Source organism: Cellulomonas edaphi, from assembly GCF_030362815.1.
Lineage (GTDB): Bacteria > Actinomycetota > Actinomycetes > Actinomycetales > Cellulomonadaceae > Cellulomonas > Cellulomonas edaphi.
In genome coordinates, this window is sequence record NZ_JAUCGR010000002.1 from 758,685 (window position 1) to 772,620 (window position 13,936).

The following is a 13,936-nucleotide window of genomic DNA, read 5'->3' on the forward strand; positions in this document are numbered from 1 at the left end:
TCACAGGGTGGACGGGCTGGGGTCCTCGCCCGGGTGCTCGTGCGCCATGTACGCCGCGAGCGTGCCGGCGCGGTGGCGCCGCACGGCCTGCTCGACGTCGCGCACCGGGGCGCCGCTCTCGATGAGCACCAGGAGCTGCTCGTGCTCGTGCACGGACTCCTGCGCGCGGCCGGGGACGAACGCGAAGATCGAGTCCCGCATGTGCGCCAGGCGGGCCCACTCGGCGTCGACGATCTCCAGCAGGCGCGGGTTGGTGCACCGCGCGTACAGGATGTGGTGGAACTCCTGGTTGAGGGCGGAGAACGCGCGGGGCTCGAACCGGCCGAGCGCCGCGCCCATGACCTCGTTGAGCGCGCGCGCCCGCCGGAGGTCGTCGGTCGTCAGGTGCGGCGCGGCGAGCGCGGTCGCGGCGCTCTCGACGATGGCGATGGCCTCCATGGCGAACCGGTACTGCGAGTCGTCGACCATCGCGACGCGGGCGCCCACGTTGCGCTCGAACGTGATGAGCCCCTCGGCCTCGAGCTGCCGCACCGCCTCCCGGACCGGCACCACGCTCATGTCGAGCTCGTTGGCGATGGTCCCGAGCACCAGCCGGAAACCCGGCGTGAACTCCTGCTGCGCGATCCGCTCCCGGATCCACTGGTAGGCGAGCTGCGACTTGCTCACGTTCGTCGTGGCACTCATCGCTGCGCCCGCCACGCGTCGTACCTCGCGCGCCACGCCGCGTTCATCGGGAAGAGCCCGTCGACGGGATGCCCCGCCGCCACCTGCTGGGCGATCCACGCGTCCTCGTCCTCCTGCGCGAGGGCCGCGTCGACCACCTCCTCGGCGAGGGCGGCGGGCAGGACGACCACCCCGTCGGCGTCACCCACCACGACGTCTCCCGGCTGCACGGTGGTGCCGCCGCACGCGACCGTGACGTCGGCCTCCCAGGGGACGTGCCGGCGGCCCAGCACGGCCGGATGGGCGCCCGCGCAGAACACGGGGATGCCGACCTCCGCGACGGCGTCCGCGTCCCGCACGCCGCCGTCGGTGACGATGCCTGCCGCGCCCCGGACGTGGGCACGCAGGGCCAGCACGTCGCCCAGGGTCGCCGCACCGGTCTCGCCGCGCGCGTCGATCACCAGCACCTCTCCGGACCCCAGGCCGTCGAAGGCGCGCTTCTGCGCGTTGTAGCCACCGCCGTGCCGCTCGACGAGGTCCTCCCGGTTCGGCACGAGCCGCAGCGTGCGGGCGACGCCGACCATGCGGGCACCGGGCCGCAGCGGCCGCACGCCGTCGATCGAGACGTTGTCCAGGCCGCGCCGGCGCAGCTGCGCGGAGAGACCGGCCACGGGCGCCCGCAGCAGCTTCTCGTGCAGCTCGGGCGCCAGGGACGGACCCAGGCCCGCCGCGTCGCGCGAGCCCCAGGCCTCGCTCCGCTGCTGGTCGTCGGTCGACGGCAGGGAACCGAGCGCGGCGTCGAGCTCGACGGAGCCCTGGACGACGGTCGTCACGAGGCGACCGGTGCTCGGGCCGCCCGGCACGTCGACCTCCACCTCGACCACGTCGCCGGGCTGCACGACGCTCGAGCCGGCCGGGGTGCCCGTGAGGATGAGGTCGCCGGTCTCCAGCGTGAGGTGCTGGGAGAGGTCGGCGACCAGCTGCGCGGGCGAGAAGAGCATGCCCGCGGTCGTGTCGTCCTGGGCCAGGGCGCCGTTCACCCACGTCCGCACGCGCAGCCCGGTCGGGTCCACGGTGCGGGCGTCGAGCAGCCCGGGTCCGACCGGCGTGAAGCCGTCGCCGCCCTTGGACCGCAGGTTGGAGCCCCGGTCGTTCGCGCGCAGGTCGTACAGGCCGAGGTCGTTGGCTGCGGTCACCCAGCCCACGTGGTCCCACGCCTGCTCGATGGCCACGCGGCGCGCGGGGGTGCCGATGACGAGCGCGATCTCCCCCTCGAACGCGAGCAGCTCGGTGCCGGCCGGCCGCTCGACCACCCCGCCGGAGGCCGCCACCGAGCTCGACGGCTTGAGGAAGTACGACGGGTGCGCGGGGCGCCGCCCGCGCTGGTCGGCGCGGGACACGTAGCTGAGGTGGACGGCGATGACCTTGCCGGGGCGGACCGGCAGCGCCATGAACCGCCCGTCGCGCGTCGCCCTCGACTCGTCGCTGGTCACCCGCGGATCGTATATTATTTGCGACAGCCGCAACAAGGGCGGCCCTACAGCTGGTGACCGAGCTTGTACTCCCCCGCCTCCGTCTCCGCCTCCTGCGGGGGCCGGGTGTACGAGAAGCCGTCGGCCCCGATCGTCACCGCCATCTCGGAGTCCTCCTCGCGCGCCGCGAGCGGCTGGGGGTTGCCGTCGAGGTCGAGCACCAGCGACGCGTCCGTGTACCAGGACGGCACCACGGGGTTGCCCCACCAGTCCCGGCGCTGGTTGTCGTGCACGTCCCACGTGACCACGGGGTTGTCGGGGTCGCCCGTGTAGTAGTCCTGCGTGTAGATCTCGACCCGGTGGCCGTCGGGGTCGCGGAGGTAGAGGTAGAACGCGTTCGACACCCCGTGCCGGCCCGGACCGCGCTCGATCCGGTCGGACAGCCGCAGCGCACCGAGCTTGTCGCAGATGGCGATGATGTTGTGCTTCTCGTGCGTGGCGAACGCGACGTGGTGCATCCGCGGGCCGTCCCCGCCCGTCATCGCCGTGTCGTGCACGGTCGGCTTGCGACGCATCCACGCCGCGTAGACCGTGCCCTGCTCGTCCTGGATGTCCTCGGTGACGCGGAACCCGAGGTCCTCCATGTACCCGACCGCCCGGGGGACATCGGGCGTCACCTGGTTGAAGTGGTCCAGCCGCACGAGAGCCCCCGGGGTGTGCAGCTCGTACCGCCACGCGAGCCGCTCGACGTGCTCGACCTCGTGGAAGAACTCGTACGGGAAGCCCAGGGGGTCCTCGACGCGCACGGAGTCCCCGACGCCCCGGGTGTACCCCTCGCGGTTCCGCTCCACGCGGCAGCCGAGCTCGGAGTAGAAGGCGACGGCCCGGTCGAGGTCCTCGGGCGCGCGCACCCGGTAGGAGAACGCCGCGACGGCCGCGACCGGGCCTTGCCGCAGCACCAGGTTGTGGTGGATGAACTCCTCGAGCGTGCGCAGGTAGACGACGTCCTCGTCCTCCTCGGTCACGACGAGCCCCAGCACGTCGACGTAGAAGTCCCGTGAGCGCCGCAGGTCGGTGACGACGATCTCCATGTACGCGCAGCGCAGGACGTCCGGCGGCGCGGCGGTCGGCGTCGGGATCACCGCGCGGCTGGGCGGCAGGGCGTGGGTGGCGCCGTTGCCACCCGTCGAGCTGGTGCTCATGTGCGGTCCTCGCTGTCGTCTGCCGTCGTCTGCCGTCGTCTGATGCGCGTCAGTGCGCTCCGGTACCACCCTTGCCGAACGTCGGGTTGTGCGCGCCGCCGAGCGTGACGTGCACGGCCTGCTGGTGCGTGTAGAAGTCGATGGAGCGGTAGCCGCCCTCGTGGCCGAGGCCCGATGCCTTGACGCCTCCGAACGGGGTGCGCAGGTCGCGCACGTTGTTCGAGTTGAGCCACACCATCCCGGCCTCCACCGCCTGGGAGAAGGTGTGCGCCCGCACCAGGTCGTTGGTCCAGACGTACGCCGCGAGCCCGTACCGGGTCCCGTTGGCCAGCGCGAGGGCCTCCGCGTCGGTGTCGAACGGGGTGATCGCGACCACCGGGCCGAAGATCTCCTCCTGGAAGATCCGCGCGCTCGGCGGCACGTCCGCGAACACGGTCGGCGCGACGAAGTTCCCGGTGTCGAACCCGTCGGGACGCCCGCCCCCGGCGACGAGGCGGGCCTCGGCCTTGCCGATCTCGACGTAACGCATCACCTTGTCGTAGTGCTCGGGGTGCACGAGCGCACCGACCTCGGTGCGGGGGTCGTGCGGGTACCCGACCACCACGCGCGCCGCCTGCTCCGCGTACCGGCGGACGAACTCGTCGTACACCGGGCGCTCGACGAGGATGCGGCTGCCCGCCGTGCACCGCTCCCCGTTGAGCGAGAACACCCCGAAGATCGTCGCGTCGATGGCGGCCTCGAGGTCCGCGTCGGCGAAGACGACCGCCGGGGACTTCCCGCCCAGCTCCATCGACAGACCCTTGAGGTGCGGCGCGGCGTTGCCGAAGATGAGCTGCCCCGTGCTGCTCTCGCCGGTGAACGAGATGAGCGGGACGTCGGGATGCTTCACGAGCGCGTCGCCGGCCTCCTCGCCGAGTCCGTTCACGAGGTTGAAGACGCCCGCGGGGAGCCCGGCCTCCTCGAAGATCCCGGCCCACAGCGACGCCGACAGCGGCGTGAACTCGGCGGGCTTGAGCACCACCGTGTTGCCCGTGGCCAGCGCCGGACCGAGCTTCCACGACTCGAGCATGAACGGCGTGTTCCACGGCGTGATGAGCCCGGCGACGCCGATGGGCTTGCGGTTGACGTAGTTGAGCTGCCGCCCGGGCACCTTGAACGTGTCGTCGGCCTGCGCCACCACGAGGTCGGCGAAGAACCTGAAGTTCTCTGCGGCCCGCCGGGCCTGGCCGAGCGCCTGCGTGATGGGCAGGCCCGAGTCGAACGACTCGAGCTCGGCGAGCCGCGCGTCCCGCGACTCGACGAGGTCAGCGATGCGGTGCAGCACGCGTGAGCGCTCGCGCGCCACCATCCGGGGCCACGGACCCTCCTCGAACGCCCGCCGTGCGGCGGAGACGGCGGCGTCGACGTCGGCCCGCTTGCCCGCCGCAGCGCGCAGGTAGGTGGCGTTGGTGACGGGGTCGAGAACGTCGAAGGTGTCCCCGTCGGCGGAGTCCACGAGGCGGCCGTCGATGTAGTGCTGGATGCGCGCCGGCAGGTCGGCGGGGACGTGGTGCCCCGCGGGCACGGCCGCACGGCCCGCGTCCATCGTCATCGATGCCTCCTTCGGCAGGTGGCAGGCGTGGCGAACGGCCGCCTCATCCCGCCCATGGCGTCGATCGTCATCCTCGCAGCCCAGGTGCGCATCTCGGCCGTGGGCACGCCGCCTCAGGGCACGACGGACAGCGAGCCGTCCTGCCCCCACCGCAGGGGCAGGCTGTGCATGCTGCGGTAGGTGTAGAGCTCGTCCCACGCGTGGAACACGAGCACGTCGCCGTCGGCGGTGCTGACCACGTCCTGGCCGCCCGGGCCGCGAAGGTCCCCTCCCGCGATCGCCGTCGAGAGCAGCGGGTCGGGCTGCTTGGTGTAGGGGCCGAGCAGCGCCGACGAGCGGGCGACTCCCGTCGCGTACGCGTCGCCGCCGTAGTCGTTCGCCGAGTACAGCAGCGCGTACTCGTCGTCGTGCCGCACCAGCACGGGCGCCTCGACGAGGTTCCCCTCCCACGGCTGATCCTGCGAGATCAGCCGGGTGGGCGTGCCGACGAGTGCGAGCCCGTCATCGCGCAGCCGGGCGATCTCGATCCAGGTGTCCTTCCCGCAGCAGTTCCCGTCCGTCTTCCACAGCAGGTAGCGCGAGCCGTCGTCGTCCGTGAACGTGCTCGGGTCGATGGCACCGCCGTCGTCGACCGGGCAGACGAGCGGCGCGTCGGACGCCGGTGCGTAGGTGCCGTCGGCCCGCGCGCTGGTCGCCACGCCGATGCACTGGCGCCCGGACGCGGTGTCCTGCGCGGTGACGTACATGACCCAGGTGCCGTCCGCCCGCTGAGCGACGTCCGGCGCCCAGGTGCGACCCGTGCTCGCCCACGCCGGCAGCGCGGGGAGCGCGTCGCGGCGCTCCACGGTCCAGGTCGCCAGGTCCGCGCTCCGCGCCACCTGCACGTTCAGGCCGTTGCTCCCCGTCGCGAACGCCAGCCAGCCGTCCTCGGTGCGCACCACGTCGGGGTCGGGGAAGTTCTCGTCGATGAGCGCCGCCGCCGCGGAGTCACCGGTGGGGCTCGGCGGCGGCGACGCGTCGCCGGCCGCTCCGCACGCCGCCAGGGTGCCGGCGGTCAGCGCGGCCACGACGGCCACGACGGCTGCGCGCCAGGCGCGCGTCACCCCTTGACCGCCGCGCCGGTCACCGAGTCGACGATCTGCCGCTGCGCCACGGCGAACACCGCGAGCACCGGCACGGACGCGACCACGGCCGCGGCCATGACGATCGCGAAGTGCGTGCGGTACGCGCCCTGCAGCATCGACAGGCCGGGCTGCAGCGTCATGTTCTCGGGCGAGAGAAGGACGTAGACCGGCCACAGGAAGTCGTTCCAGTTGTTGAGGAACGACAGCACCGCGAGGGTGGCCAGCGCGGGCCGCGCGAGCGGCAGCACGATCTGCAGGAAGATCCGCACGTCGCCCGCACCGTCGATGCGCGCGGCCTCCTCGATCTCGACCGGCAGGCCCACGAAGAACTGGCGCAGGAAGAAGATCCCGAACGCGCCGGCCGCACCGGGGACCGTGATGGCCAGGATGGTGTCGAGCCAGCCGAGGTTCTGCACGATGAGGTAGTTGGGGATCAGGAAGACGACCGGGGGCACCAGCAGCGTCGAGATGATGAGCCCGAACACCAGCCGCTTGCCGGCGAACTCCATCCGGGCGAGGGCGTACGCGCCCATCGACGCGGTCACGAGGATGAGCAGCGTCTGCAGCGTGGCAGCGGCGAACGAGTTCCACAGCCAGCGCAAGATCGGCTGCTGACCGCCCGCCAGCGTGCGGTACGCGTCGAGGGAGAACGGGCTCGGCAGCGAGTACGGGTGGCGGATGGCGTCGGCGTCCGTCTTGAACGACGTGACCAGCATCCACAGCAGGGGCAGCACGACGACGAGCGCGAGCGCGATCAGCATCGCGTACAGCACCCCGCGCGCGGTCAGGCGCCGCACGGACGGCCGGCGGCGGACGTCGGCGGTGGTGGTGGTGCCGGACGTGGTGGGCGTGGCGGTGGTGGTCATCGGACGCCGCCCTTCTGGACGCGCTCGCGCTGCAGGCGGAAGTTGACGACGCTGACGACGGCGAGGAAGGCGAAGAGCAGGTAGCTCATCGCGGCCGCGGGCGCCATGTTGTTCTGCGACAGGCCCTGGTCGGCGATGTACATGATCGCGGTGCGGGTCTCGTTGCCCGGACCCCCGGCGGTCAGCAGGTAGGACTGGCCGAACATGTTGGCCGAGGCCAGCACCGTGGTGGTGGTGATGAACAGCATCACCGGGCGCAGGCCGGGCAGCGTCACGTTGAAGAACGAACGCACGGCACCCGCGCCGTCGAGGGCTGCCGCCTCGTAGAGCTCGCTGTTGATGCCCTTGAGCCCGGCCAGGAAGATCACGGTGTTGAGGCCGGACGTCCACCACACCGTGACGCCCACCAGGGACACCCACACCCAGGGGACGTCGACGGTCCAGGGCACGTCGGAACTGATACCGATCGTGTGCAGCAGGTGGTTCAGGACGCCGGACTGCGTGTCGAGCACGTAGCCCCAGATGAGCCCGACCACCGCGACACCCAGCACGTACGGCGCGAAGAAGACGGTGCGAAACGTGCTGGCGGCACGGATCTTCTGGTTGAGCAGCACCGCCACGAGGAGCGGCACCACCACGAGGAACGGCACGCTCGCGACGACGAAGATCGCCGTGGCGCGCATCGAGCTCCAGAAGTCGCCCGACGTGGTGGAGTCCGACGAGAACAGGTCCGTGTAGTTGCGCAGGCCGACGAAGTGCTGGACGTCCCGGAACGGGCTCCAGTCGGTGAAGCTGATCCACAGCCCGTACACCGCCGGCGCGAGCACGAACCCCACGAACAGGACGAGGAACGGCGCGAGGAACAGGTAGGCGACCAGGGTCCGCCGTCGGCGCCTGACCCGGTCCCCGGAGCGGCGGCCGCTCCCCCCGGCGCTCGCGCGCCGGGGGGAGGCGGCCACCGCGGTGGCGAACTCAGTCACCGTACTTGGCCCGGTTCTGCTCGAGGATCCGGTCCGCCTTCGCCTTGGCGTCGTCCAGCGCCGCCTTCGGGGACTTCTTGCCCGTGAGCGCCTCGTTGATCGCCGTCGTCACCAGGGCGTTCGCCTCGTTGATGCCGGGCGAGACCGTCTCGTAGTGCGCGTACGGCAGCTCCTCGATGAACGGCTTGAGGTTCGGGTACTTCTGCACGAGCGCCGGGTCGTCGCGGACGGTGTTGGCACCCGGCAGCTCCCCCGTCTCGGCCCAGCCGGCCGAGTTGTCGTTCATCCACTTGACGAAGGTCGCCGCGGCGGCGGTCTTGTTCTTGTCCTGACCCTTGTTGGCGGGGAAGACCCAGTGCGTCGAGCTGGACCACACGGCCTTCTCGTCGCCGATCTGCGGCACGGGCGCGGCCGCCCACTCCAGCCCGTCGAACGCCGTGTTGGTGGTCTGCCACACGCCGTTCCAGTTGAACGCCGTGTCGCTGGCCAGCAGTGCCTTGATGTTCCCGTCCTGCGCGACGTTGGCGGGGCTGTAGCCCTGGTCGATCAGCCCGCGCATCCAGCTCAGGGCCTTGACGCCGGCCTCGGAGTTGAAGGTGGCCTCGGTGACGTCCTTGTTGTACAGGTCGCCGCCGAACTGCCAGAGCAGGCTCTGGAACTCGAACGTGCCGGTGAAGACGTAGCCGTCCACCCACTCCCCCTTGACGCCCGCGTCCTTGAGCGCCTCGAGGGCCGCCTCGTAGGAGGCCTTGTCCGTGGGGATGTCGGAGAGGGACGCCTTGGCGAGCACCTCCTTGTTCACGTACAGGCCGAGGGGCGTGACGCTCCACGGGACCGCGTACTGAGCGCCCTTGTAGTTGCCCTTGTCGAAGACCCCGGGCGGGAAGTCCTCGGCCGTGTAGCCGAGGGACTTGACGATGGCGTCGGACTTCAGCAGCAGGTTCTGCGCGGCGTAGGTGGCCAGGTCGTCGCCGTGAAGCACCGCGACGTCCGGACCCTTGCCGGCCTTGATGGCCAGCGGGAGCTTGGCCGCGATGTCCGCCCACTCCTGGGGGACGGCCTTGACGGCGATGTTCTTGTGCTCGGCGTTGAACTTGTCGATGAGCTGGGGCACCAGGGTCGGCGCGGCGCCTCCGGTCCAGCCGTGCCAGAAGGTGATGTCGACCTTGGGCCCGTCGTAGGTGCCGTTGCCGGACACCCCGCTGTCGTTGCCCGAGGTGGAACCGGAGCCGGAACATGCCGCGAGGCTGAGCGCCAGGACGGCGGCCAGGCCCGCACCGAGCCCTCTGGCCATTGACTTCCTCATGCGAACTCTCCTTTGAGTCTCGAGACGGCCGAAGGGCACGACCGCGGCCGCGTCAACGCGACCCTGATCCAGAATTTACAGCGCTAGAATCGGACGGTCAAGCGATCGCCTCGCGCCCGGCCGCCGCCGGGCCGCGCCTTCCGGCGGGACGCCGCTGACGGTCGATAGGGTGTGCGCGGCGCAGCGGGCGCTCGAGAAGGGGGTCCCATGGCACGGGTCCGGCTCCAGGACGTCGCCGAGCGCGCGGGCGTGTCGATGAAGACCGTCTCCAACGTGGTGCGCGACGCCCCGCACGTGTCCGAGACGATGCGGGCGCGCGTGCAGCGCGCGATCGACGAGCTCGGCTACCGCCCCAACATGATGGGCAGGCGGCTGGCGACCGGCCGCACCGGGCTCCTCGCCCTGGCCTTCAGCGACGTGGCGATCCCGTACTTCGCCGAGCTGTCCCGGGTGGTGTCCCGGCTCGCCCTGCCGCACGGCTACCAGGTGCTGATCAAGGAGACCGAGGGCACGCTCGAGGGCGAGCGCGCCCTGGTGGCCAACTCCGAGTCCGGGATGGTCGACGGCGTGCTCTTCCAGCCGAGCGTGATGAGCTCGACGGAGGTTGCCCGCCATCGGACTGAACTGCCGATCGTCCTGCTCGGGGAGACGGCAGCGCCGCTGACCATGGACCGCGTGATGATCGACAACGTCACGGCCGCCCGGGAGGTCACCGAGCACGTGCTCGCGGCCGGTCGCCGGCGCGTCGGCTTCGTCGGCCACGAGCGTGCCGGGCTCACGGAGACGTCCCGGCAGCGCATCGCCGGCTACCAGCAGGCGCTCGAGCACCACCGCCTGACACCGGACCCGGCACTCCTGATCGCGACCGACGAGATCTCCGCGGCGGGCGCGGTGCGAGCGGTCGGCGCCGCGCTCGACGCCGGCCTGGACGTCGACGCCCTCGTGTGCCGCGACGACCTCGCCGCGATCGGCACCCTGCGCGCCCTGCAGGAGCGGGGCGTGCGCGTCCCCGACGACGTGGCGGTCACCGGGTGGGACGACATCCGGCTGAGCGCCGTGACCTTCCCGAGCCTGACCACCGTCTCGCCCGACCTGGAGGCGCTCGCCGAGCGTGCGCTCACCCTGCTGCTCGAGCGGGTGGACGGCTTCGAGGGCATAGGCCGGCACGAGACCGTGTCGCACCGGCTCGTGGTGCGGGAGAGCGCACCCGTCCCCGCACGCGTGCTCTGACGGAAGCCGCGTCGCGCCCCTGCCCGTTTACAGCGCTGGAATCTTCCGCCATGCTGAGGGCATGATCGACGACGACCACTTGCGCCCCGTTGCCAGCACCCAGGACGGGACGCACCCGCGGCCCCAGCTGCTCCGGGCGCGCTGGGTCGACCTCTCGGGTCCGTGGCGGTTCGCGTTCGACGACGAGGACGCCGGCCTGCGGGAGCGCTGGTGGCTCGACTGGCCCGGCACCGACACCGAGATCGCCGTGCCCTACCCACCCGAGTCGCCGGCGTCCGGCGTCAACGACACGACGTACCACCACGTGGCCTGGTACCGGCGCACGCTCACGGAGCAGGACCTGGCCGCGACCGGCACGACGCCCGGCGACCGCCTGATGCTGCGCTTCGGCGCGGTCGACTTCCGGTGCCACGTGTGGGTGGACGGGCACCTCGTCGGCACGCACGAGGGCGGGCACACGCCGTTCTCCTTCGACATCACCGACGTGCTCGACCCCGGTGAGGCGCACGTCCTGGTGGTCCGGGCCGAGGACGACCCGCACGACGTCTCCCAGCCGCGCGGCAAGCAGGACTGGCGCGAGCAGCCGCACGTCATCTGGTACCACCGCACCAGCGGCATCTGGCAGCCGGTCTGGCTCGAGTCGGTCCCGGCCGTCGGCATCGACTCGGTGCACTGGACCGCGACGCCGGGATCGGCGACCGTCACCGCCGAGCTGCGCCTGACCGCGGCGCCGTCCGAGCCTGTCCCCGTGCGCATCACCCTGACCCACGGTGGCACCGAGCTCGCGGCGACCGCCACGATGGCGACCCGCGCCGACGTGACGGTCGTCCTGAGCGTCCCCGCGCTGAGCAACGGCCAGGCGTACGAGGAGCTGCTCTGGTCGCCCGAGCACCCCCACCTCGTCGACGCGCTCCTCGACGTGGGCGAGGACCGTGCCTCGTCGTACGTGGGCATCCGGACGGCGGAGGTCGCGCGGGGGCACTTCCTGCTCAACGACCGCCCGTACTACGTGCGCTCCGTGCTCAACCAGGGCTACTGGCCGCAGTCGCACCTCGCCGCGCCGTCCGCGGACGCGCTGCGCGCCGAGGCGCAGCTCATCAAGGACCTCGGGTTCAACGCCACGCGCGTGCACCAGAAGTTCGAGGATCCTCGGTTCCTCTACTGGACCGACCGGCTGGGACTGCTCGTCTGGGGCGAGGCGCCCGCCAGCTTCACCTACTCGACGCTCTCGGTCGAGCGCACCGTCGACGAGTGGCTCGCGATCGTGCACCGCGACTTCTCGCACCCCAGCATCGTGACCTGGGTGCCGCTGAACGAGAGCTGGGGGGTGCAGCACATCGCGCGCGAGCCGCGGATGCAGCGGTACGCGCGGTCTCTCGTGGACCTGACGAAGGCGCTGGACCCGACGCGGCCCGTGGTGTCGAACGACGGCTGGGAGCAGGTGGAGACCGACATCGTCGCGATCCACGACTACGCCGCCGATCCGGACGTCGTGGCCGCGCGCTACCGGGATCGTGCCGCGATCGACGCGATGGTGGCGGGCATCGGGCCCGCGGGGCGGCGCCTGGTGCTCTCGGGCGACATCGCCGACGCGCCGGTGATGCTCACCGAGTTCGGCGGCATCTCCTACGACCTGGACGCGGTGGACGACGCCTGGGGCTACTCGGCCGCCACCTCTCCCGGCGACTTCGCGAAGCGGCTGCAGGGGCTCCTGGGAGCGGTGCACGCCAGCGGCGTCCTGGCCGGCTTCTGCTACACCCAGCTCGCCGACACGCTGCAGGAGACGAACGGGCTGGTGACCGCCGACCGCGTGCCCAAGCTGCCGGTCGAGGAGCTGCGCGCGATCATGACCGGCGACTGAGGCGCCCGCCTCCGCTCAGTAGCCGCCCGACGCGCGCAGCTCCGGCGGTCTGCCGTCGGGGTCGTGGATGACGTCGAGCGGCACCGCGGCCCACCGCCGTTGCGCGGGTGTCAGGTGCGGCAGCGGGAGCCGGCGCAGCCGACCGGGAGGGCGCTGCCCCTGCCGGCCACCCGCGTGCCACGCGTCGAGGCGGGCGGCCGAGGCCGCGTACACGTCGAACATCGCGCGGGGGTCGAGGCAGTCGGCCATCGCGGTCTCGAGGCCGCGCTCCCCCGCCTCGTCCAGTCGGTCGAGGTGCTCGGCGGCGAGGGTCAGCCGCAGGTCGCGCGCGTACACCTCGTCCAGCACGGCCGCGGTGAGCTCGGAGTCGTGGGTCCAGGACCGGCGGCTGAAGTTGTCCGAGCCCGTGCTGGCCCACGTGTCGTCGACGATGCAGACCTTGGCGTGGACGTACACCGGCACGCCCGCGTGGTTCTCCAACCCGTACGCCGCGAAGCGGTGGGGCGCGGCGCGCAGCGCCTGGCCGAGCGCGCGGTGGCGGCCGAGCAGCTGCGGCACCCGGTTGAGGCCGTCGATGTCGGGCACGAGCGGGATCACGACGACCATGCGCAGCTCGGGTCGCGACCGCAGCTGCTCGGCGTAGACCCGAGCCACGTCGTGCCCCCAGAAGTACTGGTCCTCGACGTAGACGAGGCGCTCGGCGCGGCGCGCGACCTTCTGGTGGCCGCGCGCGACGCTGCGCTCTCCCCCGCGCGCGAACGGGTAGTCGCGCCCGGCGCGCAGGTCGGGGTACGTGCGCAGCAGCTGCACGGTGTGGGATCCCGCCCGCGGCGGTGGCGGCTGCTGCTCCGGGAGCCGGCTCGGGGTGCTGTCGAGGCCGCGGAGCTTGTCCGCCGCCCGCCGCCACGGCGCACGGGAGAGCGGCGCGGGGTCCTCCCACCGCTCCCGGAACACGGTCTCCACGTCGTAGACCGCCGGGCCGCGCAGTGCGACCTGGACGTCGTGCCACGGAGGGTGCGGGCCGTACTCCGCGGTGAGCGGCTGGGGCTGCGGATCACCGCGGTGCTCGGCGTCGTCCCTGCGGTTGTGCGCCAGGTCGATGCCGCCGACGAAGGCCACGTCGCGCGCCGGGTCCGCGCCGTGCCGGATGACCACGAACTTCTGGTGGTGCGAGCCGCCGGCCCGGACGCGCATGTCGAGCAGCACCTCGGCTCCCCGCTTGTGCAGCTGCTCGCCCAGGTGCCGGTTCTCGGTGGCGAAGAAGCCCGTCTGGTCCAGGTGCGAGCGCCACACCAGCCCGTGCACCGCCGCACCCCGCCGCTCAGCCCGGCTGAAGACCTCGACGACGTCGCTGTCCTCCGCGTCGGTCAGGCGCTCGTCCCCGTCCCCCTGCCAGTCGGTGAAGAGCACGATGTCCCCGGGGCCGGTCGCCTCGAGGGCGTCGTGCAGCGCCCGGAAGTACGTCGCGCCGTGGACGAGAGGCTCGACGAGGTTGCCGTCCGACCACGCCCGGTCGCCCCCGTGGCGGTCGTCCAGCCTGGTCGAGGGGTTGGCGCGCTCCCGCCGGGTGAGCAACCACTCGGCCGGGTCCGCCATGCTCCGAGGATGCCAGACGGTCGGTCAGGGTGCCCAGTTCATCCT

Annotated in this window: 11 protein-coding genes; 2 read left to right on the forward strand and 9 right to left on the reverse strand. The window is 72.1% G+C overall.

The genetic code is table 11. The annotated features are described in order from the left end of the window. From QRT05_RS09755 to QRT05_RS09790, 8 genes are all read right to left on the reverse strand, one after another. The gene (locus QRT05_RS09755; protein ID WP_289446994.1) at window positions 1-684 is read right to left on the reverse strand and encodes a GntR family transcriptional regulator; all 684 of its coding nucleotides are present in this window, start codon (window positions 682-684) and stop codon (window positions 1-3) included. Next, complete coding sequence (locus QRT05_RS09760) at window positions 681-2,114, reverse strand: fumarylacetoacetate hydrolase family protein (protein ID WP_289447395.1); 1,434 nt, start codon at window positions 2,112-2,114, stop codon at window positions 681-683. The genes QRT05_RS09755 and QRT05_RS09760 overlap by 4 nt, the downstream gene beginning before the upstream one ends. An 86-nt stretch (window positions 2,115-2,200) precedes the next feature. After that, window positions 2,201-3,337 carry a 3,4-dihydroxyphenylacetate 2,3-dioxygenase gene (gene hpaD, locus QRT05_RS09765; RefSeq protein WP_289446995.1) on the reverse strand — a complete coding sequence of 379 codons (1,137 nt, stop codon included), beginning with the start codon at window positions 3,335-3,337 and terminating at the stop codon, window positions 2,201-2,203. Window positions 3,338-3,386: 49 nt separating this feature from the next. Continuing rightward, complete coding sequence (hpaE, locus tag QRT05_RS09770; RefSeq protein WP_407650327.1) at window positions 3,387-4,928, reverse strand: 5-carboxymethyl-2-hydroxymuconate semialdehyde dehydrogenase; 1,542 nt, start codon at window positions 4,926-4,928, stop codon at window positions 3,387-3,389. A 113-nt stretch (window positions 4,929-5,041) separates the two neighbouring features. Beyond that, on the reverse strand, window positions 5,042-6,031 hold the full coding sequence (locus QRT05_RS09775) for a glycoside hydrolase family 43 protein (protein WP_289446997.1): 990 nt from the start codon (window positions 6,029-6,031) through the stop codon (window positions 5,042-5,044). After that, window positions 6,028-6,918: a carbohydrate ABC transporter permease gene (locus tag QRT05_RS09780; RefSeq protein WP_289446999.1), complete on the reverse strand. Its 891-nt coding sequence runs from the start codon at window positions 6,916-6,918 to the stop codon at window positions 6,028-6,030. Before QRT05_RS09780 ends, QRT05_RS09775 begins: the two co-directional genes overlap by 4 nt. After that, window positions 6,915-7,898: a carbohydrate ABC transporter permease gene (locus tag QRT05_RS09785; protein ID WP_289447000.1), complete on the reverse strand. Its 984-nt coding sequence runs from the start codon at window positions 7,896-7,898 to the stop codon at window positions 6,915-6,917. Before QRT05_RS09785 ends, QRT05_RS09780 begins: the two co-directional genes overlap by 4 nt. Next, window positions 7,891-9,204: an ABC transporter substrate-binding protein gene (locus QRT05_RS09790; RefSeq protein WP_289447001.1), complete on the reverse strand. Its 1,314-nt coding sequence runs from the start codon at window positions 9,202-9,204 to the stop codon at window positions 7,891-7,893. Before QRT05_RS09790 ends, QRT05_RS09785 begins: the two co-directional genes overlap by 8 nt. A gap of 207 nt (window positions 9,205-9,411) precedes the next feature. On the opposite strand from QRT05_RS09790, the gene QRT05_RS09795 reads away from it, so the two are divergent. Together QRT05_RS09795 and QRT05_RS09800 are read left to right on the forward strand one after the other, a co-directional pair. After that, complete coding sequence (locus QRT05_RS09795; protein WP_289447003.1) at window positions 9,412-10,434, forward strand: LacI family DNA-binding transcriptional regulator; 1,023 nt, start codon at window positions 9,412-9,414, stop codon at window positions 10,432-10,434. Between the two features lie 61 nt (window positions 10,435-10,495). Further along, window positions 10,496-12,295 (forward strand): glycoside hydrolase family 2 protein, encoded by a 1,800-nt coding sequence (locus QRT05_RS09800; protein WP_289447004.1) that lies wholly within the window; start codon window positions 10,496-10,498, stop codon window positions 12,293-12,295. Window positions 12,296-12,310: 15 nt separating this feature from the next. Here the strand turns inward: QRT05_RS09800 and QRT05_RS09805 are convergent, their stop codons facing one another. After that, window positions 12,311-13,891 carry a phospholipase D family protein gene (locus QRT05_RS09805; protein ID WP_289447005.1) on the reverse strand — a complete coding sequence of 527 codons (1,581 nt, stop codon included), beginning with the start codon at window positions 13,889-13,891 and terminating at the stop codon, window positions 12,311-12,313. Window positions 13,892-13,936 lie beyond the last annotated feature (45 nt).

Coding starts and splice junctions, on each gene's coding strand:
- QRT05_RS09790 (WP_289447001.1), bottom strand. CDS start 9,204: ATGAGGAAGTCAATGGCCAGAGGGCTCGGTGCGGGCCTGGCCGCCGTC.
- QRT05_RS09805 (WP_289447005.1), bottom strand. CDS start 13,891: ATGGCGGACCCGGCCGAGTGGTTGCTCACCCGGCGGGAGCGCGCCAAC.
- hpaE (WP_407650327.1), bottom strand. CDS start 4,928: ATGACGATGGACGCGGGCCGTGCGGCCGTGCCCGCGGGGCACCACGTC.
- hpaD (WP_289446995.1), bottom strand. CDS start 3,337: ATGAGCACCAGCTCGACGGGTGGCAACGGCGCCACCCACGCCCTGCCG.
- QRT05_RS09800 (WP_289447004.1), top strand. CDS start 10,496: ATGATCGACGACGACCACTTGCGCCCCGTTGCCAGCACCCAGGACGGG.
- QRT05_RS09760 (WP_289447395.1), bottom strand. CDS start 2,114: ATGGCGCTGCCGGTCCGCCCCGGCAAGGTCATCGCCGTCCACCTCAGC.
- QRT05_RS09780 (WP_289446999.1), bottom strand. CDS start 6,918: ATGACCACCACCGCCACGCCCACCACGTCCGGCACCACCACCACCGCC.
- QRT05_RS09795 (WP_289447003.1), top strand. CDS start 9,412: ATGGCACGGGTCCGGCTCCAGGACGTCGCCGAGCGCGCGGGCGTGTCG.
- QRT05_RS09755 (WP_289446994.1), bottom strand. CDS start 684: ATGAGTGCCACGACGAACGTGAGCAAGTCGCAGCTCGCCTACCAGTGG.